The organism is Kitasatospora sp. NPDC088861 (assembly GCF_044750105.1).
Taxonomy (GTDB): Bacteria; Actinomycetota; Actinomycetes; order Streptomycetales; family Streptomycetaceae; genus Kitasatospora.
In genome coordinates, this window is the sequence record NZ_JBIVJF010000004.1 from 83,497 (window position 1) to 105,977 (window position 22,481).

Below are 22,481 nucleotides of genomic sequence, written 5' to 3' on the forward strand. Positions count from 1 at the left end.
CGGACCGGCCATGCTCTCCTTCGCCCTGCGGCGGACCCTCCAGGCCCTCGCCGTCCTGGTCGCGGTCTCCGCCGCCGCCTTCGCCCTCTTCTACGCCGCGCCCGCCGACCCGGCCCGCGCCGCCTGCGGCCCGCGCTGCGACAGCGGCCAAGTCGCGGCGGTGCGCCAGAGCATGGGCCTGGACCAGCCGCTGCTCACCCAGTACACCGACTACCTCACCGGGGTCGTCGCCGGGCGCGACATCAGCGACGTGGACGGCTCGGTCATCCACTGCGACGCGCCCTGCCTCGGCTACTCCTACCGGCTGCACCAGCCCGTCACCGAGGCCCTGGCCGACCACCTGCCGGTCACGTTCTCGCTCACCGCCGGCGCCCTCGCCGTCCTGCTGGTGCTCGGCCTCGGCACCGGGTTCGTCTCCGCGCTACGGCACGGCGGCCGCACCGACCGGCTGCTCTCCGGCTTCACCCTCGTCGGCGCCAGCGTGCAGATCTACTTCCTCGGATACGTCGCCCAGTGGGCACTGGTCTACTCCACCGGCCTGCTGCCACTGCCCTCCTACACCCCGCCGACCGAGGACCTCGCGGCCTGGGCGGGCGGGCTGCTGCTCCCCTGGCTCGTCCTCGGATTCGTCAACTCCGCCGTGTTCGCCCGGCTTTCACGCTCCCAGCTGCTGGAGACGATGAACGAGGAGTACGTCCGCACCGCGCGCGGCAAGGGCCTCGGCCGGCTGCGCGCCCACCTCAAGTACACCTCGCGCGGCGCCGCCGGGCCGCTGGTGCAACTGCTCGGCCTGGAGGCCGGAGTGCTGCTCGGCGGGGCGGTCATCACCGAGACGGTGTTCGGGCTGAACGGGGTCGGGCGGTTCGCCGCCCAGGCGGTGTCCGGGCAGGACCTGCCCGCAGTGGTCGGCGCGGTACTGCTGGCCGCCTGCTTCGTGGTGCTGTTCGTCGCGCTGGCCGACCTGGTGGTGGCCTGGCTCGACCCGCGAATCCGCCTGAGCTGACTGGAGCCGTTCGATGACGTCCACTGTTGAGTCCGTGCCCGGGGGCGCGCCCGGAGCCGTGTCGGAGGCCGTTCCTGGGCCTGGTGCCGCGCCTGCCGCAGAGCCCGTGCTGAGCGTTCGCGATCTGACCGTCACCTTCGCCGACCCGCGCGGCGGCGCTCCCGTGACCGCCGTCCAGGGGCTCTCCTTCGACCTGGCCGCCGGTGAAGTCCTCGGCCTGGTCGGCGAGTCGGGCTCCGGCAAGTCGGCCACCGGACTCGCCGTCCTCGGCCTGCACGACCCGCGCACCACCACCGTCACCGGCTCGATCCGGCTGGACGGGCAGGAGCTGGTGGGCGCGACGGAGTCAGCGCTGCGTCCGGTCCGGGGCGGCCGGGCCGCGCTGGTCTTCCAGGACGCGCTCACCTCGCTCAGCCCCTTCCACGGCGTCGGCGCCCAACTCGCCGAGATGTACCGGCTGCACCACCCCGGCGCCGGTCGCGCCGAGGCCCGCCGACGCGCCGCCGCGATGCTCGACCGGGTCGGCATCCCGGCCGCCCGGGTGCGTGACTTCCCGCACCAGTTCTCCGGCGGGATGCGCCAGCGGGTGATGATCGCCATGGCGCTGATGAACGACCCGCAGGTGCTGATCGCCGACGAGCCCACCACCGCCCTGGACTCCCGAGTGCAGCGGCAAGTCCTCGACCTGCTCAGCGAGTTGCAGCGCGAGCACGGCACGGCGGTGCTGCTGGTCAGCCACGACCTCGGCGTGGTCGCCGGAACGACGGACCGCACGCTCGTGCTGCGCGGCGGCGTCCAGGTCGAGTCCGCGCCGACCGCCGAGCTGCTGGCCGCGCCGCGCGAGCCGTACACCCGCGCACTGGTCGGGGCGGCGCTCACCCTGGACTCCGTACCCGGCTCACCACTGCCGACAGTTGACGATCCGTCACCCGTCGCCGCATTCGCGCCCCGGGCTGTCGGGCGCCCCGAGCGCTGGCTCGTCGAGGTGGCGGACCTCGCCGTCCACTTCCCCGGACGGCGCCGCCTCCCCAGCCTGCGCGCCGAGCCCGTCCGGGCAGTGGAGGGCGTAGGACTGCGGATCGCCCCCGGCGAGACGCTCGGACTGGTCGGCGAGTCCGGCTCCGGCAAGTCCACCACCGCCCGCGTCCTGGCCGGCCTCCAACAGCCCACCTCGGGAACGGTGTTGTACGACGGCCAGGACGTCACCCGCCCGGGCCGGGAGCTGCGGCGCCGGCTCAGCCGGGAGATCCAGCTGGTCTTCCAGGACCCGTACGCCTCCCTCAACCCGCGCCGCACCGTCGCCCAGACCCTCGACACCCCGCTGCGCCTGCACACCTCACTCGACGCGGCGCAGCGGCGGGAGCGCTCAGCCGAACTGCTGGACCAGGTCGGGCTGCCCGCCGCCCACCTGGACCGCTACCCGCACGAGTTCTCCGGCGGACAGCGCCAGCGGATCGGCATCGCGCGGGCCCTCGCCCCGCAGCCGCGCCTGATCATCGCGGACGAACCGGTGTCGGCCCTGGACGTCTCGGTCCAGGCGCAGGTGCTCAACCTGCTGATGGAGCTGCGCGAACGCCTCGGCGTCGCCTTCCTGTTCGTCTCGCACGACCTCGCCGTGGTACGGCACTTCTGCGACCGGGTGGCCGTCATGCACCGGGGCCGACTGGTCGAGTCCACCGACCGCGACCGCCTGTTCAGCGCGCCGCACACCGAGTACACCCGGGAACTGCTGGCCGCGGTGCACTAGCGCTGGCGCCGGTCCTCGCGGGGGGCGGCGGCCGTGAGGGGACTGGCCGTGGCCTCGCGGGGGTCGGTGGGGAGGAGTGCGTAGAGGCGCATGTCGCGGCGCTCGTCGTCGTACCCGGCGGAGGCGGCCGGGACGGTCGTGACCAGCGGGACGTACGGGTCGGTGCCCGCCTCCCGGACCACGGCGAGGTCGGTGAGGCGCCAGGGGCGAAGGATGAAGGGGCCCTCGTAAAGCGTTGGCACGATCAGGGGCCCTCGGTCCATGCTCGAAGCCTGTCATGTGCGATCAAGGAGCCCCAGCGAATATGTCCACCAGCGATCAATCCGACTCCGCAGGAGACCGCGCAGCCGTCGACCGCGAGCTCGTCGAGGCCGCCCGGGCGGTGGCCCGGCGCTACTGCCGGGGCGACAACCACACCGTCGCGGCCGCCGGGCGCAACGCCGACGGGCGGATCGTCACGGCCGTGAACGCCTACCACTTCACCGGCGGCCCGTGCGCGGAGCTCGTCCTCATCGGCGCGGCCGCCGGCCAGGGCGCGTACGACCTCACCACGGTCGTCGCGGTCGGCGACCAGGACCGGGGCGTCGTGCCGCCGTGCGGCCGCTGCCGGCAGGTGCTGCTCGACTACTTCCCGACGGTCGAGGTCATCGTCAAGCGGGGAACGGAGCTGCTCGCCCTGCCCATCCTCGACCTGCTCCCCGAGGCGTACGTCTGGGCCGAGCACCAGGACGGCTAGCGGCCCTGCCTTCGAGTCGCCCGAGTGGCCGTTCGCCCGTCGTTCGGCTGCGCGAGCGCGACTCCAGGCACTAGCGTGCTGGCGACGTGTCGTAGTGATCGCCAACCGAGGGGGCACATTGTCGGACGACCTGCTCACAGCAAAGATCAACCACGGGTTCGACCACCTCGACGCCGACGGCGACGGGCTCCTCACCGAACGGGACCACGCCCTCATGGGCATCGCCGTCGCCCGCTCGCTCGGCCACCAGGAGGGCTCGGAGGCCGAGGCCGTCATCGTCCGCGCGTACCTGACGGTCTGGCACGACCTGCACCTCGCCCACCTGCCCGCCGGCACCGAGGCGATCACCCGCGAACAGTTCGTCCGCTCGACCGGCGCCCTCTCCGACGACCCCGAGGCCGCGCGGACCAGCTTCGGCGCACTCGCCGACGCCTTCCTCGCCGTCGCCGACACCGACCGCAGCGGAACGGTCGACGCCGGCGAGTTCTTCGTCTTCCAGCGCGGCCACTTCGCCGGCCTCTCCCGCGACGACGCCGACGAGGCCTTCCGCCACCTCGACCGCGACGGCGACGGCACCCTCTCCGCAGCCGAGTTCACCAGCGCGATCATCGAGTTCTGGACCAGCCGCGACCCCGACGCCCCCGGCAACTGGTGGACGGGCGAGCCCCCGCACACCCTCTGACACCCCCTCCGGCAGAGCCGCCCCCTCGCCCGCCGGAACGCGAGGCCGGCGGCCCGCCCAACTCGCCGTGCCCGCCGGGTGGTCAGGTGGCGGGGACGATGCGCTCGACGATGGTCTCGATCAGGGCGGGCAGGGTGTCGGTGCCCAACACCTCGGGCAGGGTGAGGTGTTCGACGATCAGGCCGGTCATCGCGAGGTAGAGGACGAGGACGGTCTCGCGGTCGCCGGGCAGTCCTCCGTCGAGGTGGTAGGCGACGTTGGCCTCCAGCTGCTCGCGGATGGTGCCGGTGAGCTGGGCCCGCAGGCCGGGGCGGCGGGTGGCCTCCAGGCGCAGTTCGAGCATCGCGAGGTAGCCGGCCCGGTCGGCGGAGATGCGGCGGATCAGGTCGTGCATCAGGGCGGTGACCAGGGCGCGGTCACGCGGGGCCCGCAGCAGGTCGGCGATGACGGCCGGGTCCGGGGTGAGCCGGTGGTGGATGTGCCGGGCGGTCTGGTGGAGCAGGTGGTCGCGGTTGGCGAAGTAGTTGGAGGCCGTGCCGTTGGGGACGCCGGCCTGCACGTCGACCGCGCGGAAGGTGAGGCCGCGGGCGCCGTCGCGGGCGAGGACCTCGATGGCGGCGTCGGCGAGGGCGGTGCGGCGGGCGGGGTTCTGGACCATGGGCCGATTCTCTCTCGCGGGGTTTTCGGGGACCGGGGCGCCCGGGCCTGAAAACATCCTGGCAACCACTATGGCTGGAGTACTATAGTCGGAGTGGTTAGGCGACAGGCCGCGCGGTCCGCGCCGCTTCCCGACTCCAGAGGACCTGCATGCGCAAGCTCAGCTACTTCATCGGCACCACCATCGACGGCTTCATCGCCGGCCCGGACGACAGCTTCGACTTCTTCGCGCCGTTCCTCACCGAGGACTACACCTCGGCGCTCTTCGCCGAGTACCCGGAGACCATCCCCACCCCCGGCCGCGCGGCGTTCGGCATCGCGGAGGCACCCAACAAGCGCTTCGACACCGTCGTCATGGGCCGCGGCACCTACGCACCGGGGCTGGCCGTGGGCCTCACGAGCCCCTACGCCCACCTGCGGCAGATCGTGGTCTCCCGCACCCTCGGTGCCGGCCCGGACCCGGCGGTGGAGGTCACCGCGGAGGATCCGGTGGCCCTGGTCCGCAGGCTGAAGCAGCAGGACGGGCTCGACATCTGGCTCTGCGGCGGCGCCGACCTGGCCGGCCAGCTGCTGCCCGAGATCGACGAGTTGATCATCAAGCAGTACCCGGTGGTGGCTGGGTCGGGCATCCCGCTGTTCCGCGCGGAGTTCGAGCCCCGCGCCTTCACGCTCACCGACAGCCGCGTCTTCGAGCACGGCAACGTCGTCCTCACCTACGCGCGGACCACCCCGGACGCCGCCTGACGCCCACCACCGGGCGGACGCGCGGGGCGCGGGGCACGGGACACACGGGGCGAGAGGCGCTATCGCGGCGCGGGCACGAGGACGTACCGTGGGCGCTCCCCCAAGCCGAGAGGTCGAACCCGTGTCCGAGGAGGCCCTGCCGTTCTTCGTCTACGGCACCCTGCGCAGCGGCGGCCGCAACCACGCCGCCCACCTGGCCGGACGCTGCGCCGACATCCGCCCGGCCGTGCTGGACGGCGCCACGCTGCACGACGGCCCCGGGTACCCGTACGCGGTGCCGGACGCGACGCCCGGGCGCCGGATCGTGGGCGAGCTGATCACCGTACGGCCCGGCGCGTACGCCGGAGCGCTCGCGGCGCTGGACCGGCTGGAGGACTGCCGGGCGGACGGGACCGGCCTGTACGTACGGCGGCGGCTGCCGGTGCGGACGGCGGCGGGCGAGGTGCGGGAGGCCTGGGTGTACTTCGCCGGGCCCGTCGTCGAGAGCCGGCTGCGGGAGCGGCCCGCGGTGATCGACTCGGGGGACTGGGCGGACCGGTAGCGGGGGGCGGGCGGGAGACGACCGGCCGGATACCGCCAGGTAGGCTGCCCCGACAGTTGTTCTCTCTACTCACGGCGCCCGCCGAACGACAAGGAGCCACCCGGTGCCCGAGCTGCCACCCCCGATCACCGTCGTCGGGATCGGGGCCGACGGCTGGCCCGGCCTCTCCACCATCGGCCGCGCCGCCCTGCGGGCAGCCGAGGTGGTCGTCGGCGGCCCCCGGCAGCTGAACCTCCTCCCCCACGACGAGGTCGCCGCCGAGCGCGTCCCGTGGCCGTCCCCCCTGCGCCCGGCCGTCCCCGGACTGTTCGCCGCGCACGCGGACCGCCGGGTCGCCGTCCTGGCCAGCGGCGACCCGATGTTCCACGGCATCGGCCGCACCCTCGCCGAGACGGTCGGCGCCGGGCGACTGCGCGTCCTGCCGCACCCCTCCTCCGTCTCCCACGCCTGCGCCCGACTCGGCTGGCCGCTGGAGTCCACCGAGGTGGTCAGCCTGGTCGGCCGCCCGCTGGACACCCTCGCCCTGGCCCTGAACCCCGGCCGCCGCCTGCTCGTGCTGAGCGCCGACGCCACGACCCCGGCCGCCGTCGCCGCGCTGCTCACCGCGCGCGGCTACGGCGCCGCCCGCCTGCGCGTGCTCGAACAGCTCGGCGGCCCGACCGAACGACAGCTCGACGGCACCGCCGACGGCTGGCCGCACCCGCCCGGCGACCCCCTGAACGTCATCGCGGTCGACCTCGGCGACGGCCCCCGCAGCTCGCTCGTCCCCGGCCTGCCCGACGCCGCCTACGAGAGCGACGGCCAGCTCACCAAACGGCACGTGCGCGCCGCCACCCTCGCCGCCCTCGCCCCCTCCCCCGGCGAACTGCTCTGGGACGTCGGCGGCGGCTCCGGCTCGATCGCCGTCGAGTGGCTGCGCGCGCACCGCGACTGCCGGGCCGTCAGCATCGAACGCGACCCGGTGCGGGCCGAGCGGATCGCCCGCAACGCCGCCGCCCTGGGCGTGCCGCGGCTGCGCGTGGTGACCGGTCCGGCCCCCGCCGCGCTCGCCGAACTCCCCACCCCCGACGCGGTGTTCATCGGCGGCGGCCTCACCGCGACCGGTCTGCTGGACAGTTGCTGGGCCGCCCTGCGGCCGGGCGGCCGGCTGGTCGCCAACACCGTGACGCTGGAATCCGAGGCGCTGCTCACCGAGTGGTACCGGCGCCACGGCGGGGAGCTCGTCAAGCTCGCCGTCGCGCACGCCGTCCCGGTGGGCGGCTTCACCGGGTGGCGGCAGGCCATGCCGGTCACCCAGTGGTCCGCCGTCAAGCCCAACACCCCTCAGGAGAACGCGTCGTGACCGTCCACTTCATCGGAGCCGGCCCCGGCGCCGCCGACCTGATCACCCTGCGCGGCCAGCGCCTCCTGGCCCGCGCCGAGGTCTGCCTCTACGCCGGCAGCCTGGTGCCGCGCGAACTGCTCGACGAATGCCCGCCCGGCGCCCGCCTCGTCGACACCGCGCAGCTCAACCTGGACCAGATCATCGCCGAGCTGGTCCGCGCGCACCAGGCCGGACAGGACGTGGCCCGGCTGCACTCCGGCGACCCGTCCGTCTTCTCCGCCGTCGCCGAGCAGATGCGCCGCCTCGACGCGGCCGGCGTGCCGTACGAGATCGTCCCCGGCGTGCCCGCCTTCGCCGCCGCAGCGGCCGCGCTCAAGCGGGAGCTGACCGTCCCGACCGTCGGCCAGACCGTCATCCTCACCCGGATCGCCAAGCGCGCCACCCCGATGCCCGAGGGCGAGGACCTGGCCACCCTCGGCCGCAGCGGCGCCCTGCTGGTGCTGCACCTGGCCGCCGGATACGTGGACGACGTCGTCGAGCAACTGCTCCCGCACTACGGCGCCGACTGCCCGGCCGCCGTCGTCGCGATGGCCAGCCGCCCGGACGAGCTGGTGCTGCGCGGCACCCTCGCCGACATCGCCGGGCAGGTCAAGGCCTCGGGCGTGGTGCGCACCGCCGTCATCCTGGTCGGACGGACGCTGGCCGCCGAACAGTTCCGCGACAGCCACCTCTACTCGGCGGAGCGCGAACGCCCGCACGAGCCCTGCGGGGCGTGAACCCCATGACCCGGCACGTCCTGATCCTCGGCGGGACGACGGAGGGGCGGGCGCTGGCCGCCGCACTCGCCGAGCTGCCGTCCCTGCGGGTCACCAGTTCGCTGGCCGGCCGGGTCGCCCAACCCCGGCTGCCCGCCGGAGAGGTGAGGATCGGCGGCTTCGGCGGCCCCGAGGGGCTGGCCGACTGGCTGCGCGGCGAGCGGGTCGACGCGGTCGTCGACGCCACCCACCCGTTCGCCGCCGGGATGTCCCGCAACGCGGCCCTCGCGGCGGCGGCCACCGGCGTACCGCTGCTGGTGCTACGCCGCCCCGGCTTCGCACCGGTCGCCGGGGACCGCTGGCTCCCCGTCCCCTCGCTCGCCGCCGCGGCCGAACTCCTGCCCGGCCTCGGGCGACGGGTCTTCCTCACCACCGGGCGACAGGGCATCGCCACCTTCGCCCACCTCGACGGGGTCCACTTCCTCGCCCGGTCAGTCGACCCGCCCGAGCCCCCGTTGCCGCCGTCCTTCGAAGTCCTGCTGGACCGGGGGCCGTTCACGCTCGACGGCGAACGGGCACTCCTGCGCGAGCACCGCATCGACGTCGTGGTCACCAAGGACAGCGGCGGCGCCGCGACCGCACCCAAACTCACCGCCGCACGCGAACTCCACCTGCCCGTGATCATCGTGCGGCGTCCGCCGGTCCCGGACGGCGTACCGGTGGCCCCGGACGTACCGGGCGCGGTGCGGTGGTTGCAGCACCTGCGCTAGAACGGCGGGTCGGGTCGGCCGAACCGACCGGGCCCGACCGGGCCGACCGGGCCGACCGGGCCGACCGGGCCGACCGGGCCGACCGGGCCGCAAGAAATTACCGGGCGGGTTTCGGCGCCGCACCGGCAGGATGGGCCGATGGCAGACGATCACCGCACCACGACCCTGCGCACGGCCGACGAACGGGCCACCCTGGCCAGCTTCCTGGACTACCAGCGCGACACGCTCGCGTTGAAGTGCGCCGACCTCACCCCCGAACAGCTCCGCACCCGGGCCCTCGAACCCTCCGGTCTCTCCCTGCTCGGGCTGGTCCGCCACCTCGCCGAGGTGGAGCGCAGCTGGTTCCGCAACGTCCTCAACGACGAGGCCAAGCCCGCCTTCTGGAAGAACCCCGACGGCTCCTTCGCCGAGTTCGACGCCGACACCGCCGACCCGGACGAGGCCTTCGCGGTCTGGCGCCGCGAGTGCGACCACGCCCGGCAACTCGTCGCGGCCACCGAGTCGTTGGACGTTCTGGGGCACTACGGCGAGGAGGTCTTCTCGCTGCGCTGGATCCTCACCCACATGATCGAGGAGTACGCCCGCCACAACGGCCACGCCGACCTCCTGCGCGAACACCTCGACGGCACCACCGGCGAGTAGCCGAAACGGCCGACCAGCCCCAACGCGTGGGGCCGGTCGGCCATCCGACTGCCATTCGGATCCGGATCGGATCAGATGTCGCGGAAGGTCTCGATCTGCGCGCCGATGGAGTTGAGGCGCTCGGCGAGGTCCTCGTAGCCGCGGTTGATGACGTAGACGTTGCGCAGGACGGAGGTGCCCTGGGCGGCGAGCATCGCGAGGAGGATGACGACCGCGGGGCGGAGCGCCGGCGGGCACATCATCTCGGCGGCGCGCCAGCGGGTGGGGCCCTGGACCAGGACGCGGTGCGGGTCGAGGAGCTTGACGTCGGCGCCGAGGCGGGTCAGCTCGGTGAGGTAGATCGCACGGTTGTCGTAGACCCAGTCGTGGATCATCGTGGTGCCGTGGGCGGCCGCGGCGATGGCCGCGAAGAACGGCACGTTGTCGATGTTGATGCCGGGGAACGGCATCGGGTGGATGGTGTCGATCGGCGCGGTCAGCTTGGACGGGCGCACGGTGAGGTCGACCAGGCGGGTGTGGCCGTTGTGGGCCCGGTACTCGGGGGTCCGGTCGTAGTCGAGGCCCATCCCCTCCAGCACCGCGAGTTCGATCTCCAGGAACTCGATCGGCACCCGGCGGATCGTCAGCTCGGAGGAGGTGACGACGGCGGCGGCGAGCAGGCTCATCGCCTCCACCGGGTCCTCGGCCGGGGTGTAGTCGACGTCGCAGGTGATCTCCGGGACGCCGTGGACGGTGAGGGTGGTGGTGCCGATGCCCTCGATCCGCACGCCCAGCTTCTCCAGGAAGAAGCACAGGTCCTGGACCATGTAGTTGGGCGAGGCGTTGCGGATGACGCTGACGCCGTCGTGCCGGGCGGCGGCCAGCAGGGCGTTCTCGGTGACGGTGTCCCCGCGCTCGGTCAGCACGATCGGACGGTCCAGCGGGGTGCCCGGCTCGACCGAGGCGTGGTAGGCGCCGCCGGTGGTGGCGACCTCCAACCCGAAGCGGCGCAGCGCGGTCAGGTGCGGCTCGACGGTGCGGGTGCCGAGGTCGCAGCCGCCCGCGTACGGGATGGCGAAGCGGCTGGCGCGGTGCATCAGCGGGCCGAGGAACATCAGCACGCTGCGGGTGCGGCGGGCTGCCTCGACGTCCATCGCCGCGAGGTCGAGCTCGGCGGGCGGGGTGAGTTCGAGGTCGCGGCCGTCGTTGGTCCAGCGGCTCTTGACGCCGATGCTGGTGAGCACCTCGAGGATGCGGTAGACCTCTTCGATCCGGGCGACGCTGCGCAGCGTGGTGCGTCCGGTGGTCAGCAGTGAGGCGCAGAGGATCGCGACGCAGGCGTTCTTGCTGCTGCGGACGTCGATGGCGCCGGAGAGTCGGGTGCCGCCGGCGACCCGCAGGTGCATCGGGCCGGAGTAGCCGAGGGAGACGATCTCGCTGTCGAGGGCTTCGCCGATGCGCGCGATCATCTCAAGGCTGACGTTCTGCTTGCCCTGCTCGATGCGGTTGACCGCGCTCTGGCTGGTGCCGAGGGCCTCGCCGAGCTGCGCCTGGGACCAGCCGCGGTGCTGGCGGGCGGTACGGATGAGGGTGCCGATACGGGTGAGGTAGTCGCCTGTCACTCGCCAGACCATATCTCATGGTTGAGATGACAACAGAGCCGGGGGTGGGTGTGACACTCCTTTTGTCCGTTTCTCGCCCCGCATGAACGTCAGATCTTCACATCACCAGGTGGTATTGCCGCGATTCTGTGAGAGCGTCACGGCCCGAGCGGCTCCGCCCTGCCGACGACGGTGCCCGCGCGGTCGATGCAGATGACGTCCACCGCCACCGGCGAGCCGACCAGCACGCCGAGCGCCGTCGCCCGCGCCGCCTCGGCGACCAGATCGCCCAGCGGCACCCCGGCCGCCCGGCACAACTGCACCGCCTCCAACCCGGTGTTGGCGGCGGCCACCGCCTCGGCCAACACCCCGTCGGCCCCGCCGCGCCGCGCCAGTTCTGCCAGGTACCCCTTGTCCACCTGGGAGCGCGCCGAGTGCAGGTCGAGGTGACCGGCGGCGAGCTTGGACAGCTTGGCGAAGCCGCCCGCGATCGTCAGCCGGGGCACCGGGTGGCGCTTGAGGTACTTGAGGACGGCGCCCGCGAAGTCGCCCATGTCGAGCAGCGCGTCCTCGGGCAGTCCGTGCACGGCGACGGCGACCTTCTCGGAGGTCGAGCCGGTACAGCCGGCCACGTGGGTGCGGCCCGCCGCCCGGGCCACGTCCACGCCGCGGCGGATGGAGTCGATCCAGGCGGAGCAGGAGTAGGGGACGACGATGCCGGTGGTGCCGAGGATGGACAGGCCCCCGAGGATGCCCAGCCGTGGATTCCAGGTGGAACGGGCGATCTCCTCGCCGTGGTCCACGGAGATCTCGACCACCACGTCCCCGCTGCCGCCGTGCGCGGCGGCCACCTCCGCCACGGCGTCGCGGATCATCTGCCGGGGCACCGGGTTGATCGCGGGCTCGCCGACGGGCAGCGGCAGGCCCGCCTTGGTGACCGTCCCCACCCCCGGTCCGGCCCGGAACACCACTCCGGCGCCGGGCTCGCCGGCCCGCACCGTCGAGCGGATCAGCGCGCCGTGGGTGACGTCGGGATCGTCGCCGGCGTCCTTGACCACGGCGGCCATCGCGCTCGCCGGCTCGGGCGGGACGGCGGCTCGACCTCCGGCCGCGAGGACCCCGGCGGCCAGTCCCCCGGCCCTGGGGGCGAGTTCCTCGGCGGTGAGCTCCTCGGCGGCGAGGGCGAAGGCCGGCTGCTGGCCCTTGGGGAGGGTGATGGTCACCGGGTCCGGGAACTCGCCGGTGAGCAGCGCGGTGTACGCGGCCTTGGTGGCGGCGGTGGCGCAGGCGCCCGTGGTCCAGCCGTGCCGCAGGCCGCTGCTCTTCAGCTGGCCGGCCCGGCCCCCGGCTTCGGCTCCGGCCTCGGCCGCCGCTTCGGCCCCGGCCTTGCCCCCGGCCTCGGCTCCCGCTTCGGCTCCCGCTTTGGCCACCTGCGTCTCGCTTCCGACTCCGTTGAGGTGCGGCCGCACCGACCGTCGGTACCGATTTTCCCCCATTCGCCTGACCGCGCCCCGACCGGGGGCGGTCAGCAGGGCCCCGCGACCCGGTGTCCGAGTCGGGGAGTGGCCGCTGCCCCGCGTTCCCGAAGAGTTCTCCGCACGGGCCTCGCACCTCGTGCCTACCAGTGAGTAATCTGGCGGTCCGCCAGAGGCGGGTTCATGACACGGGGTCCGGTGTCCGGGTTGTCCGGCCGGGCCATCAGCATGTGGGGGTTCTTGTGGCAGGGATGAGTCGGCGTACGTTCCTCACCGGTACGTCGGTGGCCGCCGCCTGGTCGGCCTTGTCGCTGGGCGGCGGGCAGTTCGCCTCGGCGGCGGAGCGCGAGCGCGCACTGGCGGCCACCGCCGCGCGGGCGGTCAGGACGACAGGCACCACGCTCGACCAGGTGGCCACGCCCGTCGGCACCGGCGGGTACAAGCGACTGACGGCCGGGCCGGGCTGGCCGCTGGTGGTACGCGGCGACCTGGCGGCGCCGGGCACCGGGCGGGACGACCGGCGGACCGGGCTGGCCAGCTTCGTCCAGTTCAGCGACCTGCACCTGGTGGACACCGAGTCCCCGGTGCGATTCGAGTACCTGGCCCGGTTCAACGGCAGCGCGTACCGACCGCAGGAGGCCCTGAACGCCCGCGGCGTCTCGGCCCTCGTCGAGCGGGTCAACGCGCTCGACGGCGGCCCCTACACCGGGATGCCGTTCAGCATGGTGATGGCCACCGGCGACAACACCGACAACCATGAGCAGGCCGAACTCGACTGGTACCTCACCGTCATGGGCGGCGGCCGACTCGCCCAGAACACCGGCGACCCGAACCGCTACGAAGGCGTGCAGAACTCGGGCAACGCCGCCTACTGGAACCCCGAACTCGCCTACAGCGACGGCTACAAGGCGAAGGGCTTCCCGCAGATACCGGGCTTCCTCGACGCCGCCGGCCGGCCGTTCGACGCGCCGGGCCTGCGTACGCCCTGGTACACGACGGTCGGCAACCACGACGACAGCCTTGAGGGTTCGCTGCCGGACCTCGGGCTGCTGAACGACCTCTACACCGGCCAGTACAAGCTGGAGGGCTGCAACGACGCGGACGCGGCCCAGCTGATGGACTCGCTGCGCCGCGACCCGGCCGGCGCCGCGCTCCTGCTCGCGAAGCTGCTCGCGAGCGGCGACGCGGTGCGCCGGATCACCCCGGACGAGCGCCGACGGCCGTTCACGCTCAAGGAGTTCGCCAAGGCCCACCTGAACCCGGCGCACACCGGCGCCGGCCCGTACGGGCACGGTTTCACCTCGGACATGGTGGGCAGCGGCAAGCTCTACTACACCTTCCGCATCTCGGAGAAGGTGGTCGGCATCAGCCTGGACACCACCAACCAGGCCGGATTCGCGGACGGTTCACTGGGCACCGCGCAACTGCGCTGGCTGGAGCAGCAGTTGAAGGCGCACAGCGGGCACTGGTACGACACCGACGGACGCAAGGTGACGGGCGGCAGCACGGACGAGGTGATCCTCCTGTTCAGCCACCACACGAGCACCACCATGGGCAACCTGCTGCCCGACCCGCGCAACATCTTCGAGAAGCGGCACGACGGCAACGAACTGGTGGCGCTGCTCCAGCGCTACCCGAACGTGATCGCGTGGGTGAACGGGCACACCCACATGAACAAGGTCACGGCGCACGGCCACGCCGTGCCGGAGCGGGCGTTCTGGGAGATCAACACCGCCTCGCACATCGACTACCCGCAGCACGGGCGCATCATCGAGATCGCGGACAACGGGGACGGCACGCTCTCCCTGTTCACGACGCTGATCGAGTCCTCCGCACCGTACGGCACGGACTTCGGCAGCGCCTCGGACGCCAACCTCGCCGCGCTGTACCGCGAACTGTCGTACAACGACCCGAACGGCCGGCCGGCGGCGCTGCTGGGCGCGGGCGAGGACCACAACACGGAGCTGGTGATCGCCAAGCCGACCCGGTGACGGAGGCGGCGGCGAACAAGTAACAGAAAACAGATGACAGCTAACAGATGATGAAATCTGTTAGCTGTCATCTGTCAGTCGTCGCCCGCTACTCCTCCGGGTACCGCCGCGGCGTCCAGACGACCTCCACGCCGCCGCCCCGCTCGACCGCCCGGGTCTGCGAGGAGCCGATCAGCAGGATCGTCCGCATGTCGACCAGCGCCGGATCCAGCTCGCCCAACCGGACGATCCGCACGCGCTCGGTCGGCCCGCCGACGTCGCGCGCCATCACCACCGGCGTCTCGGGCGCGCGGTACTCCAGCAGTAGGTCCCGGGCGAGGGCGACCTGCGTGGTGCGCGACTTCGAGCCCGGGTTGTAGAGCGCGAGCACCAGGTCCGCCTCGGCCGCCGCGTGCAGCCTGCGGGCCACCACGTCCCAGGGCTTGAGCCGGTCCGACAGCGACACCACCGCGTAGTCGTGCCCGAGCGGGGCGCCGGCCCGGGAGGCGGCCGCGTGGGCCGCGGTCATCCCCGGGACGATCCGCACCGGGACGTCCCGGTAGGCCTCCTCGCAGGCGACCTCCAGGACGGCGGTGGCCATCGCGAAGACGCCCGGGTCGCCCGAGGACACCACCGCGACCTTGTGCCCGCGGCGGGCCAGTTCGAGGGCGTACTCGGCGCGCTCCGACTCCACCTTGTTGTCCGAAGCGTGCCGCCGCTGCCCCGGCCGCTCGGGCACCCGGTCCAGGTAGGTGGTGTAGCCGACCAGGTCGGTCGCCTCGGCCAGGACGCCGCGCGCCTCGGGGGTGAGCCAGAGCGGCCCGGCCGGACCGGTGCCGATGACGGCCACCGCGCCGGCACCGTCCGTCCGCCGCTCCACCGGCTCCAGCGGCGCGACCTTGCTCGGCAGCACCGCCACCGAGAAGTACGGGACGGTCTCGCCCTCGACCTCCGCGAGCGGCAGGATGCGCTCCCCGTCCATGAACGCGCGCTCGACGTACTGCGCGTCGTCGAGCCGTCCGGCCCGCTCCAGCGCCCGCCGGACGGCCGGGAAGGTGCGCCCCAGCTTCATGATCACGGCGGAGTCGGCGGCGGCGATCCGCGCCGTCAGCTCCTCCTCGGGCAGCGTGCCCGGGATGACGGTGAGCGTCTCCTCGGCCTCGGTCAGCGGCTGGCCGAGCCGGGCGGCCGCGGCGCTGACGGAGGTCACACCCGGCACCACCTCGGTCGGGTAGCGGTGCGCGAGCCGCTTGTGCATGTGCTGGTACGAGCCGTAGAACAGCGGGTCGCCCTCGGCGAGGACCACGACGTCGCGGCCGGCGTCCAGGTGGGCGGCCAGCCGGGCGGCGGCCTCCTCGTAGAAGTCGTCCAGCGCGCCCCGGTAGCCGCCCGGGTGGTCGGTGGTCTCGACCGTGATCGGGTAGACCAGCTTCTCCTCGACCTGACCACCCATCAGATAACGCTCGGCGATCGAACGCGCGATGGACCGGCCGTGCCGGGCACTGTGATAGGCCACCACATCGGCCTTGCCGATGAGTTCGGCCGCCCGGACGGTCACCAGCGACGGGTCGCCGGGGCCGAGCCCGACGCCGTAGAGCCGGCCGACACCAGGGATTTGACGATCCGTCACTCTTCTTCGCTCGCAATCGCGTTGACGGCGGCGGCGGCGATCGCGCTGCCACCGCGCCGGCCGCGCACCACCAGGTGCTCCAGGCCGGATGGGTGCTCGGCCAGGGCCTGCTTGGATTCGGCGGCGCCGATGAAGCCGACCGGGACGCCGATCACCGCGGCCGGGCGCGGCGCACCGGCCTCGATCATCTCCAGCAGCCGGAACAGCGAGGTCGGCGCGTTGCCGACGGCCACCACCGCGCCCTCCAGCCGGGGCAGCCACAGTTCCATGGCGGCGGCGCTACGGGTGTTGCCCATCTTCCGGGCGAGTTCCGGCACGGACGGGTCGGTGAGGGTGCACACGACCTCGTTGTCGGCGGGCAGCCGCTTGCGGGTGACGCCGCTCGCCACCATGTTCACGTCGCACAGGATCGGCGCCCCGGCCCGCAGCGCCGCGCGTGCGGAGGCGACCACGCCCGGCGAGTACACCAGGTCCTCGACCAGGTCGACCATCCCGCAGGCGTGGATCATCCGCACCGCGACCTGGGAGACGTCCGCCGGGAGGGCGGCCAGGTCGGCCTCCGCACGGATGGTGGCAAAGGACTGGCGGTAGATGGACGCACCGTCCTTCTCGTACTCGATCACTTCGTGGTCCTCCTGGCCTCGGCGACCGCCTCGGCCATCTCCTCGTTCGTCACGTCCACGGCCGCCCCGGCGGACGCCGGACCGTTCACCGTCACCCGGTAGCCCTGCCCGGTGGCGAGCACGTCCACCCACCGCCCGGCCGGATGACCGCAGCGCCGTTCACACCCCGACCAGTGCACCGGGAGACCGGCGGCCGGAAGGCCCATAACCGGCGGGCTCCCGGCGACGGCCGCCGCATCGAGCGCCCGCGCCGCGTCGGCCCGGACGTCGGCCCGCGAGTTGGCGCACCCCGGCAGCCCGGTGCAGGCGGTGGCCCGCTCCCAGGGCGAGCCGGGCGCGGTCCGGAACCCGGCCGCCGCCAGCGCGGGCAGCCGGTCGGCCGGCGCCCCCGGCAGCACCGCGCCGCGCCAGGGCGTCAGCCGGATCTCCCCGGCGCAGGCGCCCGCGAGTTCCCGCCACTGCGCGGCACCGGCCCGGCCGAAGCGCATGCCCACCGACAGCCCGCCCGCCACGGCCCCGCCCGCCACCGTGGCGAGCGGGCCGACCGTCCGGACCACACCGGCCGTAGGGACCACGCCGACCGCGGGCGCGGCCCCGGCGAAAGCGGGCACCGGCACGGGCCCGGCCGGCAGCAGCTCGGGGACCTCGCGCAGGTGCCAGGCCTTGCGCCCGCTCTCCCGCAGCACGTCCAGGAAGGTCCGGGCCGCGTCGAGCACGGCCGTCACCTCCTGCCCTGCCGGCACCGGACGCCCGTGGGCGGCCCGTCCGAGGCGCAGCAGCGCCGACCCGTCCGGGCCTGCGATCAATGTCACATCGGCGTCGAACGCGGCGACGTCGCCCCGCCCGTCGTCCAGCGCGAACAGGAACTTGCCGGAGAGTCCGGCCGCCCAGTCGCTCGCGCACAGCCGCGCGTCCAGCTCCCGCACCCAGGCCTGCACGTCGGCGAAGCCGTGTCCGTCGAGCCCGGCGAGCGGGGAGGCCACGATGTTGCGGACCCGTTCGTGCGTGTCCGAGGGCAGCAGGCCGACGGCGCGCAGCCGTTCGGCGAGTTCGGCCCCGCAGTGCGAAGCCAGGCCGCGGAGTTGGACGTTGCCGCGGGAGGTGGTCTCCAGTTCGCCGTCGCCGAGCGCCTCGGCGGCGTCGGCCAGCGCCAGCGCCTGACGGACCGTCAGCAGGCCGCCGGGCAGGCGGACCCGGGCCAGGGCGCCGTCGTCGGCCGGGTGTAGACGAAGGGCCCCTGGGCAGGCGTCCGCGCGCCCCCGGTCGGGCACCGCGGCGCCCGGCGCGGTGGCGTCGGGTGTCGGTGGCATGGCCGCGAGCATACAGATGATCCGATCGGTTGCCTTTGTCCGTCGCCTCACACCCCGGGCGCTCCGGGCGGCCTCCCCGGGATCGCCCTCCCCCAGGTCAGCCGCACCCCGTACGATGCTGGCGGACGGTCCCCGCGGGCCGTCCGCACGCCAGCGACGGCGCAGGGGAGGAAACCGGTGCAAGCCCGGTGCGGTCCCGCCACTGTGACCGCGGTTCACCGGGAGACCGGACGGCCGCGGGAGCCAGGAACTCCTGCCGTCCTCCACCGGCCCGGGGCGCGGACCCCGAGGAAGGCTCGAAGAGCAATGCGCTGCCGCATGCCCGCGCCCGGGTCCCCGGGCGCCTCACGCCCGCCCGACTCCGGGCGCTTCGCCGACGCCTCGGCGCCCCTTCGGTCGCCGGCCACGCGCCGTCGCTCGCTTTCGTCCGCCAGATGCCACGCGCCTTCGTCCGCCGCGCACCACGCGTTTTCGTCCGTCGCTCGTCACTCGTCACTTTCCACGCCGGCGCGCCCTTCGGCTCGGGGCGGCTCCGAGGCCGGGAGGGCCTTCGCATGATCCTGCTGCTGTCGACGTCCGACACCGACCTGCTCAGTGCCCGCGCCGCCGAGGGCCCGGTCCGCTACCGGCTCGGCAACCCGGCCCGGCTCACACCCGAGGACCTGCCCGCGCTGCTGGAGGGCACCGACCTCGTCGTGGTCCGCCTGCTCGGCGGTCGCCGCGCCTGGCAGGAGGGCCTGGACACGCTGCTGGCCGGCCCCCGCCCGGTGATCGTGCTGACCGGTGAACAGGCCCCCGACGCCCAGCTGATGGAGCTGTCCACCGTCCCGGCCGGCATCGCCGCCGAGGCGCACGCCTACCTCGCGCACGGCGGCGCCGCCAACCTCGCCGAGCTGGCCGCCTTCCTCTCCGACACCGTGCTGCTGACCGGCCACGGCTTCGCCCCGCCCGCCTCCGCCCCGGCCTGGGGGCCGCTGGAGCGCGAAGCCCGTACGCAGGACGGCCCGACGGTCGCGGTGCTCTACTACCGCGCCCACCACATGAGCGGCAACACCGCCTTCGTCGAGACGCTCTGCCGGGCGATCGAGGACCAGGGCGCGCAGGCCAGGGCCTACTACTGCGCCTCGCTGCGCGGCGCCGAGCCCGAACTGCTGGCCGCGCTCGGCGAGGCCGACGCGCTCGTCACCACCGTGCTCGCCGCCGGCGGCACCCGCCCGGCGGACGCGCAGGCCGGCGGCGACGAGGAGGCCTGGGACGCGGGCGCGCTCGCCGCCCTGGACCGGCCGATCCTCCAGGCGCTCTGCCTCACCTGGTCACGCGCCCAGTGGGAGGCCAGCGACGACGGCCTGTCCCCGCTGGACACCGCCACCCAGATCGCGGTGCCGGAGTTCGACGGCCGGCTGATCAGCGTCCCGTTCTCCTTCAAGGAGCTGGACGAGGACGGCCTCACCGTCTACGCCGCCGACCCGGAGCGCGCCGCCCGGGTGGCCGGCACCGCCGTCAAGCACGCCCGGCTGCGGCACATCCCGGCCGCCGAGCGCCGCCTCGCGCTCGTGCTGTCCGCCTACCCGACCAAGCACGCCCGGGTCGGCAACGCCGTCGGCCTGGACACCCCGGCCAGCGCGATCCGCCTGCTGAACCGGCTGCGCGCGGAGGGCATGGACCTGGGTTCGGACCTCCCCGGGGTGGACGGAACGAACGGGGACGGCCACGACGGCTCCCACGACGCGTCCTCCGACGGCTCCCGCAAGGGCTCCCACGACGCGTCCCAGGACTCCTCGCTCGACGCCTCCCACGAGGGCGACGCCCTGATCCACGCCCTGATCGCCGCCGGCGGCTACGACCAGGACTGGCTCACCGAGGACCAGCTGGCCCGCAACCCGGTGCGCATCCCCGCCGCCGACTACCGCCGCTGGTACGCCACGCTCCCGCAGGCGCTGCGCGAGCAGGTCGAGGAGCACTGGGGCCCGGCCCCCGGCGAGCTCTACGTCGACCGCTCGCAGAACCCGGACGGCGACATCGTGCTGGCCGCGATCCGCTCCGGGAACCTGCTCGTCCTGATCCAGCCGCCGCGCGGCTTCGGCGAGAACCCCGTCGCCATCTACCACGACCCCGACCTGCCGCCGAGCCACCACTACCTGGCCGCCTACCGCTGGATCGAGGCCGCGCAGGCCGACGGCGGGTTCGGCGCGCACGCCGTCATCCACCTCGGCAAGCACGGAAACCTGGAGTGGCTGCCCGGCAAGACCGCCGCGCTGTCCGCCGAGTGCGGCCCGGACGCCGTCCTGGGCGATCTGCCGCTGATCTACCCGTTCCTGGTCAACGACCCGGGCGAGGGCACCCAGGCCAAGCGCCGCGCCCACGCCACCCTGGTCGACCACCTCGTCCCGCCGATGGCCCGCGCCGACTCCTACGGCGACATCGCCCGCCTGGAGCAGCTGCTGGACGAGCACTCCAACATCGCCGCGATGGACCCGGCCAAGCTGCCCGCGATCCGCGCGCAGATCTGGACCCTCATCCAGGCCGCCAAGCTGGACCACGACCTCGGCCTGGACGAGCGCCCCGAGGACGACGGCTTCGACGACTTCCTGCTGCACGTCGACGGCTGGCTGTGCGAGATCAAGGACGCCCAGATCCGCGACGGCCTGCACGTCCTCGGCCAGGCGCCGGCCGGCACCGACCGGGTCAACATCGTGCTCGCCATCCTGCGCGCCCGCCAGATCTGGGGCGGTGTCAGCGCGCTGCCGGGCCTGCGCGAGGCGCTCGGGCTGGACGAGGCCGCGCTCACCCTCGGGGCCACCGACGCCGCCGAGGCCCAGGCCCGCGCCCTGGTCGAGGCCATGGAGGCGCAGGACTGGGCGGTCGAGGCGGTGGAGAAGGTCGCCGCCGGGCTGCCGGAGGCCGTCCACGAGGTGCTGACCTTCGCCGCCACCCAGGTGGTGCCGCGACTGGCCGCCACCACCGACGAGCTGGACGCCGTGCTGCACGCGCTGCGCGGCGGCTTCGTCCCGGCCGGGCCGTCCGGCTCGCCGCTGCGCGGCCTGGTCAACGTGCTGCCGACCGGCCGCAACTTCTACTCCGTCGACCCGAAGGCCGTCCCGAGCAAGCTCGCCTGGGAGACCGGCCAGGCGCTCGCCACCTCGCTGGTCGAGCGGTACACCACCGACAACGACGGCGACTACCCGCCCTCGGTCGGGCTGTCGCTGTGGGGCACCAGCGCGATGCGCACCGCCGGCGACGACATCGCCGAGGCCTTCGCCCTGCTCGGCGTCCGCCCGGTCTGGGACGACGCCTCGCGCCGGGTCACCGGCCTGGAGCCGATCACCCTCGCCGAGCTGGGCCGCCCGCGCATCGACGTGACGCTGCGCATCTCCGGCTTCTTCCGCGACGCCTTCCCGCACGTGGTCGCCCTGCTGGACGACGCGGTGCGCCTGGCCGCCGCCCAGGAGGAGCCCGCGGAGCAGAACTTCGTACGCGCCCACGTCCAGGCCGACCTCGCGGTGCACGGCGACGAGCGCAAGGCCACCGTCCGCGTCTTCGGCTCCCGCCCGGGCACCTACGGCGCGGGCCTGCTCCAGCTGATCGACAGCCGGGACTGGCGCACCGACGCCGACCTGGCCGAGGTGTACACGGTCTGGGGCGGCTACGCCTACGGCCGCGGGCTGGACGGGCGGCCGGCCCGCGAGGAGATGGAGACCGCGTACAAGCGCATCACCGTCGCCGCGAAGAACACCGACACCCGCGAGCACGACATCGCCGACTCGGACGACTACTTCCAGTACCACGGCGGCATGGTGGCCACCGTCCGGGCGCTCACCGGCAAGGCGCCGACCGCCTACATCGGCGACTCGACCCGCCCGGAGACGGTCCGCACCCGGACGCTGACCGAGGAGGCTGCCCGCGTCTTCCGCGCCCGGGTGGTCAACCCGCGCTGGATCGAGGCGATGCGCCGGCACGGGTACAAGGGCGCGTTCGAGATGGCCGCGACGGTGGACTACCTGTTCGGCTACGACGCCACGACGGGCGTGGTCGCGGACTGGATGTACGAGAAGCTCACCCAGGAGTACGTGCTCGACCCGGTCAACCGGGAGTTCCTGACCGGCGCCAACCCGTGGGCGCTGCACGGGATCAGCGAGCGGCTGCTGGAGGCGGCCAGCCGCGGGCTGTGGGAGCAGCCCGACCCGGAGCTGATCGCGCAGTTGCAGGCCGCGTTCCTGGAGACCGAGGGGGACCTGGAGGGCGACGAAGGCTGAGTCACGGGGGTGGCCACCAGTGTTCCCGTAGCCCATTCG

At 73.8% G+C, this 22,481-nt stretch carries 19 protein-coding genes and 1 riboswitch; of the genes, 12 read left to right on the forward strand and 7 right to left on the reverse strand.

Annotated elements, in window-relative coordinates:
* Positions 1-10 precede the first annotated feature (10 nt).
* On the forward strand, positions 11-1,003 hold the full coding sequence (locus ACIP37_RS09615; protein ID WP_063350084.1) for an ABC transporter permease: 993 nt from the start codon (positions 11-13) through the stop codon (positions 1,001-1,003).
* A 106-nt stretch (positions 1,004-1,109) separates the two neighbouring features.
* Entirely contained in the window at positions 1,110-2,750 is a 1,641-nt protein-coding gene (locus ACIP37_RS09620; protein WP_363585856.1) for an ABC transporter ATP-binding protein, read from the forward strand.
* Here the strand turns inward: ACIP37_RS09620 and ACIP37_RS09625 are convergent.
* Positions 2,747-3,013: a hypothetical protein gene (locus tag ACIP37_RS09625; protein WP_400843575.1), complete on the reverse strand. Its 267-nt coding sequence runs from the start codon at positions 3,011-3,013 to the stop codon at positions 2,747-2,749. The genes ACIP37_RS09620 and ACIP37_RS09625 overlap by 4 nt on opposite strands.
* Before the next feature lie 41 nt (positions 3,014-3,054).
* Between ACIP37_RS09625 and ACIP37_RS09630 the strand changes: the two genes are divergently transcribed.
* Together ACIP37_RS09630 and ACIP37_RS09635 are read left to right on the forward strand one after the other, a co-directional pair.
* Positions 3,055-3,486: a cytidine deaminase family protein gene (locus ACIP37_RS09630; RefSeq protein ID WP_400805106.1), complete on the forward strand. Its 432-nt coding sequence runs from the start codon at positions 3,055-3,057 to the stop codon at positions 3,484-3,486.
* A gap of 118 nt (positions 3,487-3,604) precedes the next feature.
* Positions 3,605-4,168, forward strand: a complete 564-nt coding sequence (locus ACIP37_RS09635) for an EF-hand domain-containing protein (protein WP_400805104.1) — start codon at positions 3,605-3,607, stop codon at positions 4,166-4,168.
* An 82-nt stretch (positions 4,169-4,250) separates the two neighbouring features.
* Here the strand turns inward: ACIP37_RS09635 and ACIP37_RS09640 are convergent, their stop codons facing one another.
* Positions 4,251-4,826, reverse strand: a complete 576-nt coding sequence (locus tag ACIP37_RS09640; RefSeq protein ID WP_363585852.1) for a TetR family transcriptional regulator — start codon at positions 4,824-4,826, stop codon at positions 4,251-4,253.
* Positions 4,827-4,975: 149 nt separating this feature from the next.
* On the opposite strand from ACIP37_RS09640, the gene ACIP37_RS09645 reads away from it, so the two are divergent.
* The 6 genes from ACIP37_RS09645 (at position 4,976) to ACIP37_RS09670 (ending at position 9,601) form a co-directional block, all read left to right on the forward strand.
* Entirely contained in the window at positions 4,976-5,569 is a 594-nt protein-coding gene (locus tag ACIP37_RS09645) for a dihydrofolate reductase family protein (RefSeq protein WP_363585851.1), read from the forward strand.
* Positions 5,570-5,690: 121 nt separating this feature from the next.
* Positions 5,691-6,110, forward strand: a complete 420-nt coding sequence (locus ACIP37_RS09650; RefSeq protein ID WP_063350078.1) for a gamma-glutamylcyclotransferase family protein — start codon at positions 5,691-5,693, stop codon at positions 6,108-6,110.
* A gap of 103 nt (positions 6,111-6,213) precedes the next feature.
* Positions 6,214-7,452: a precorrin-6y C5,15-methyltransferase (decarboxylating) subunit CbiE gene (cbiE, locus tag ACIP37_RS09655; protein ID WP_363585850.1), complete on the forward strand. Its 1,239-nt coding sequence runs from the start codon at positions 6,214-6,216 to the stop codon at positions 7,450-7,452.
* On the forward strand, positions 7,449-8,210 hold the full coding sequence (gene cobM, locus ACIP37_RS09660; protein ID WP_387814506.1) for a precorrin-4 C(11)-methyltransferase: 762 nt from the start codon (positions 7,449-7,451) through the stop codon (positions 8,208-8,210). The genes cbiE and cobM overlap by 4 nt, the downstream gene beginning before the upstream one ends.
* 5 nt (positions 8,211-8,215) lie before the next feature.
* The gene (locus tag ACIP37_RS09665) at positions 8,216-8,959 is read left to right on the forward strand and encodes a cobalt-precorrin-6A reductase (protein ID WP_400805102.1); all 744 of its coding nucleotides are present in this window, start codon (positions 8,216-8,218) and stop codon (positions 8,957-8,959) included.
* Between the two features lie 138 nt (positions 8,960-9,097).
* A complete protein-coding gene (locus ACIP37_RS09670; RefSeq protein ID WP_400805100.1) occupies positions 9,098-9,601 on the forward strand; it encodes a DinB family protein in 504 nt (167 codons plus the stop codon).
* A 71-nt stretch (positions 9,602-9,672) separates the two neighbouring features.
* Here the strand turns inward: ACIP37_RS09670 and ACIP37_RS09675 are convergent, their stop codons facing one another.
* Both ACIP37_RS09675 and ACIP37_RS09680 read right to left on the reverse strand, forming a co-directional pair.
* Positions 9,673-11,202, reverse strand: coding sequence for a UDP-N-acetylglucosamine 1-carboxyvinyltransferase (locus tag ACIP37_RS09675; protein ID WP_363579107.1), 1,530 nt, complete (start codon positions 11,200-11,202; stop codon positions 9,673-9,675).
* A gap of 137 nt (positions 11,203-11,339) precedes the next feature.
* On the reverse strand, positions 11,340-12,509 hold the full coding sequence (locus ACIP37_RS09680) for a cobalt-precorrin-5B (C(1))-methyltransferase (RefSeq protein WP_400805290.1): 1,170 nt from the start codon (positions 12,507-12,509) through the stop codon (positions 11,340-11,342).
* A 398-nt stretch (positions 12,510-12,907) separates the two neighbouring features.
* On the opposite strand from ACIP37_RS09680, the gene ACIP37_RS09685 reads away from it, so the two are divergent.
* On the forward strand, positions 12,908-14,647 hold the full coding sequence (locus ACIP37_RS09685) for a TIGR03767 family metallophosphoesterase (protein WP_400805097.1): 1,740 nt from the start codon (positions 12,908-12,910) through the stop codon (positions 14,645-14,647).
* A gap of 88 nt (positions 14,648-14,735) precedes the next feature.
* Here the strand turns inward: ACIP37_RS09685 and ACIP37_RS09690 are convergent, their stop codons facing one another.
* Genes ACIP37_RS09690 through ACIP37_RS09700 form a run of 3 tightly spaced genes read right to left on the reverse strand, consistent with a single transcriptional unit; the run spans position 14,736 to position 18,189 of the window.
* On the reverse strand, positions 14,736-16,256 hold the full coding sequence (locus ACIP37_RS09690) for a precorrin-2 C(20)-methyltransferase (RefSeq protein WP_400805096.1): 1,521 nt from the start codon (positions 16,254-16,256) through the stop codon (positions 14,736-14,738).
* Positions 16,253-16,879, reverse strand: a complete 627-nt coding sequence (locus tag ACIP37_RS09695; RefSeq protein ID WP_063350072.1) for a precorrin-8X methylmutase — start codon at positions 16,877-16,879, stop codon at positions 16,253-16,255. Before ACIP37_RS09695 ends, ACIP37_RS09690 begins: the two co-directional genes overlap by 4 nt.
* Positions 16,876-18,189 carry a hypothetical protein gene (locus ACIP37_RS09700; RefSeq protein ID WP_400843578.1) on the reverse strand — a complete coding sequence of 438 codons (1,314 nt, stop codon included), beginning with the start codon at positions 18,187-18,189 and terminating at the stop codon, positions 16,876-16,878. Before ACIP37_RS09700 ends, ACIP37_RS09695 begins: the two co-directional genes overlap by 4 nt.
* 167 nt (positions 18,190-18,356) lie before the next feature.
* Positions 18,357-18,442: riboswitch (cobalamin riboswitch) on the forward strand.
* 301 nt (positions 18,443-18,743) lie between these two features.
* Here ACIP37_RS09700 and cobN point away from each other — a divergent pair.
* Positions 18,744-22,442 (forward strand): cobaltochelatase subunit CobN, encoded by a 3,699-nt coding sequence (gene cobN / locus ACIP37_RS09705; protein ID WP_400805092.1) that lies wholly within the window; start codon positions 18,744-18,746, stop codon positions 22,440-22,442.
* Positions 22,443-22,481: the final 39 nt, after the last annotated feature.

Bases quoted from the DNA above. Each gene is read 5' to 3' on its own strand.
- ACIP37_RS09625 (WP_400843575.1), bottom strand. From the start codon at position 3,013: ATGGACCGAGGGCCCCTGATCGTGCCAACGCTTTACGAGGGCCCCTTC.
- ACIP37_RS09640 (WP_363585852.1), bottom strand. From the start codon at position 4,826: ATGGTCCAGAACCCCGCCCGCCGCACCGCCCTCGCCGACGCCGCCATC.
- cobN (WP_400805092.1), top strand. From the start codon at position 18,744: ATGATCCTGCTGCTGTCGACGTCCGACACCGACCTGCTCAGTGCCCGC.
- ACIP37_RS09630 (WP_400805106.1), top strand. From the start codon at position 3,055: ATGTCCACCAGCGATCAATCCGACTCCGCAGGAGACCGCGCAGCCGTC.
- ACIP37_RS09670 (WP_400805100.1), top strand. From the start codon at position 9,098: ATGGCAGACGATCACCGCACCACGACCCTGCGCACGGCCGACGAACGG.
- ACIP37_RS09685 (WP_400805097.1), top strand. From the start codon at position 12,908: ATGAGTCGGCGTACGTTCCTCACCGGTACGTCGGTGGCCGCCGCCTGG.
- ACIP37_RS09665 (WP_400805102.1), top strand. From the start codon at position 8,216: ATGACCCGGCACGTCCTGATCCTCGGCGGGACGACGGAGGGGCGGGCG.
- ACIP37_RS09645 (WP_363585851.1), top strand. From the start codon at position 4,976: ATGCGCAAGCTCAGCTACTTCATCGGCACCACCATCGACGGCTTCATC.
- ACIP37_RS09700 (WP_400843578.1), bottom strand. From the start codon at position 18,189: ATGCCACCGACACCCGACGCCACCGCGCCGGGCGCCGCGGTGCCCGAC.
- ACIP37_RS09615 (WP_063350084.1), top strand. From the start codon at position 11: ATGCTCTCCTTCGCCCTGCGGCGGACCCTCCAGGCCCTCGCCGTCCTG.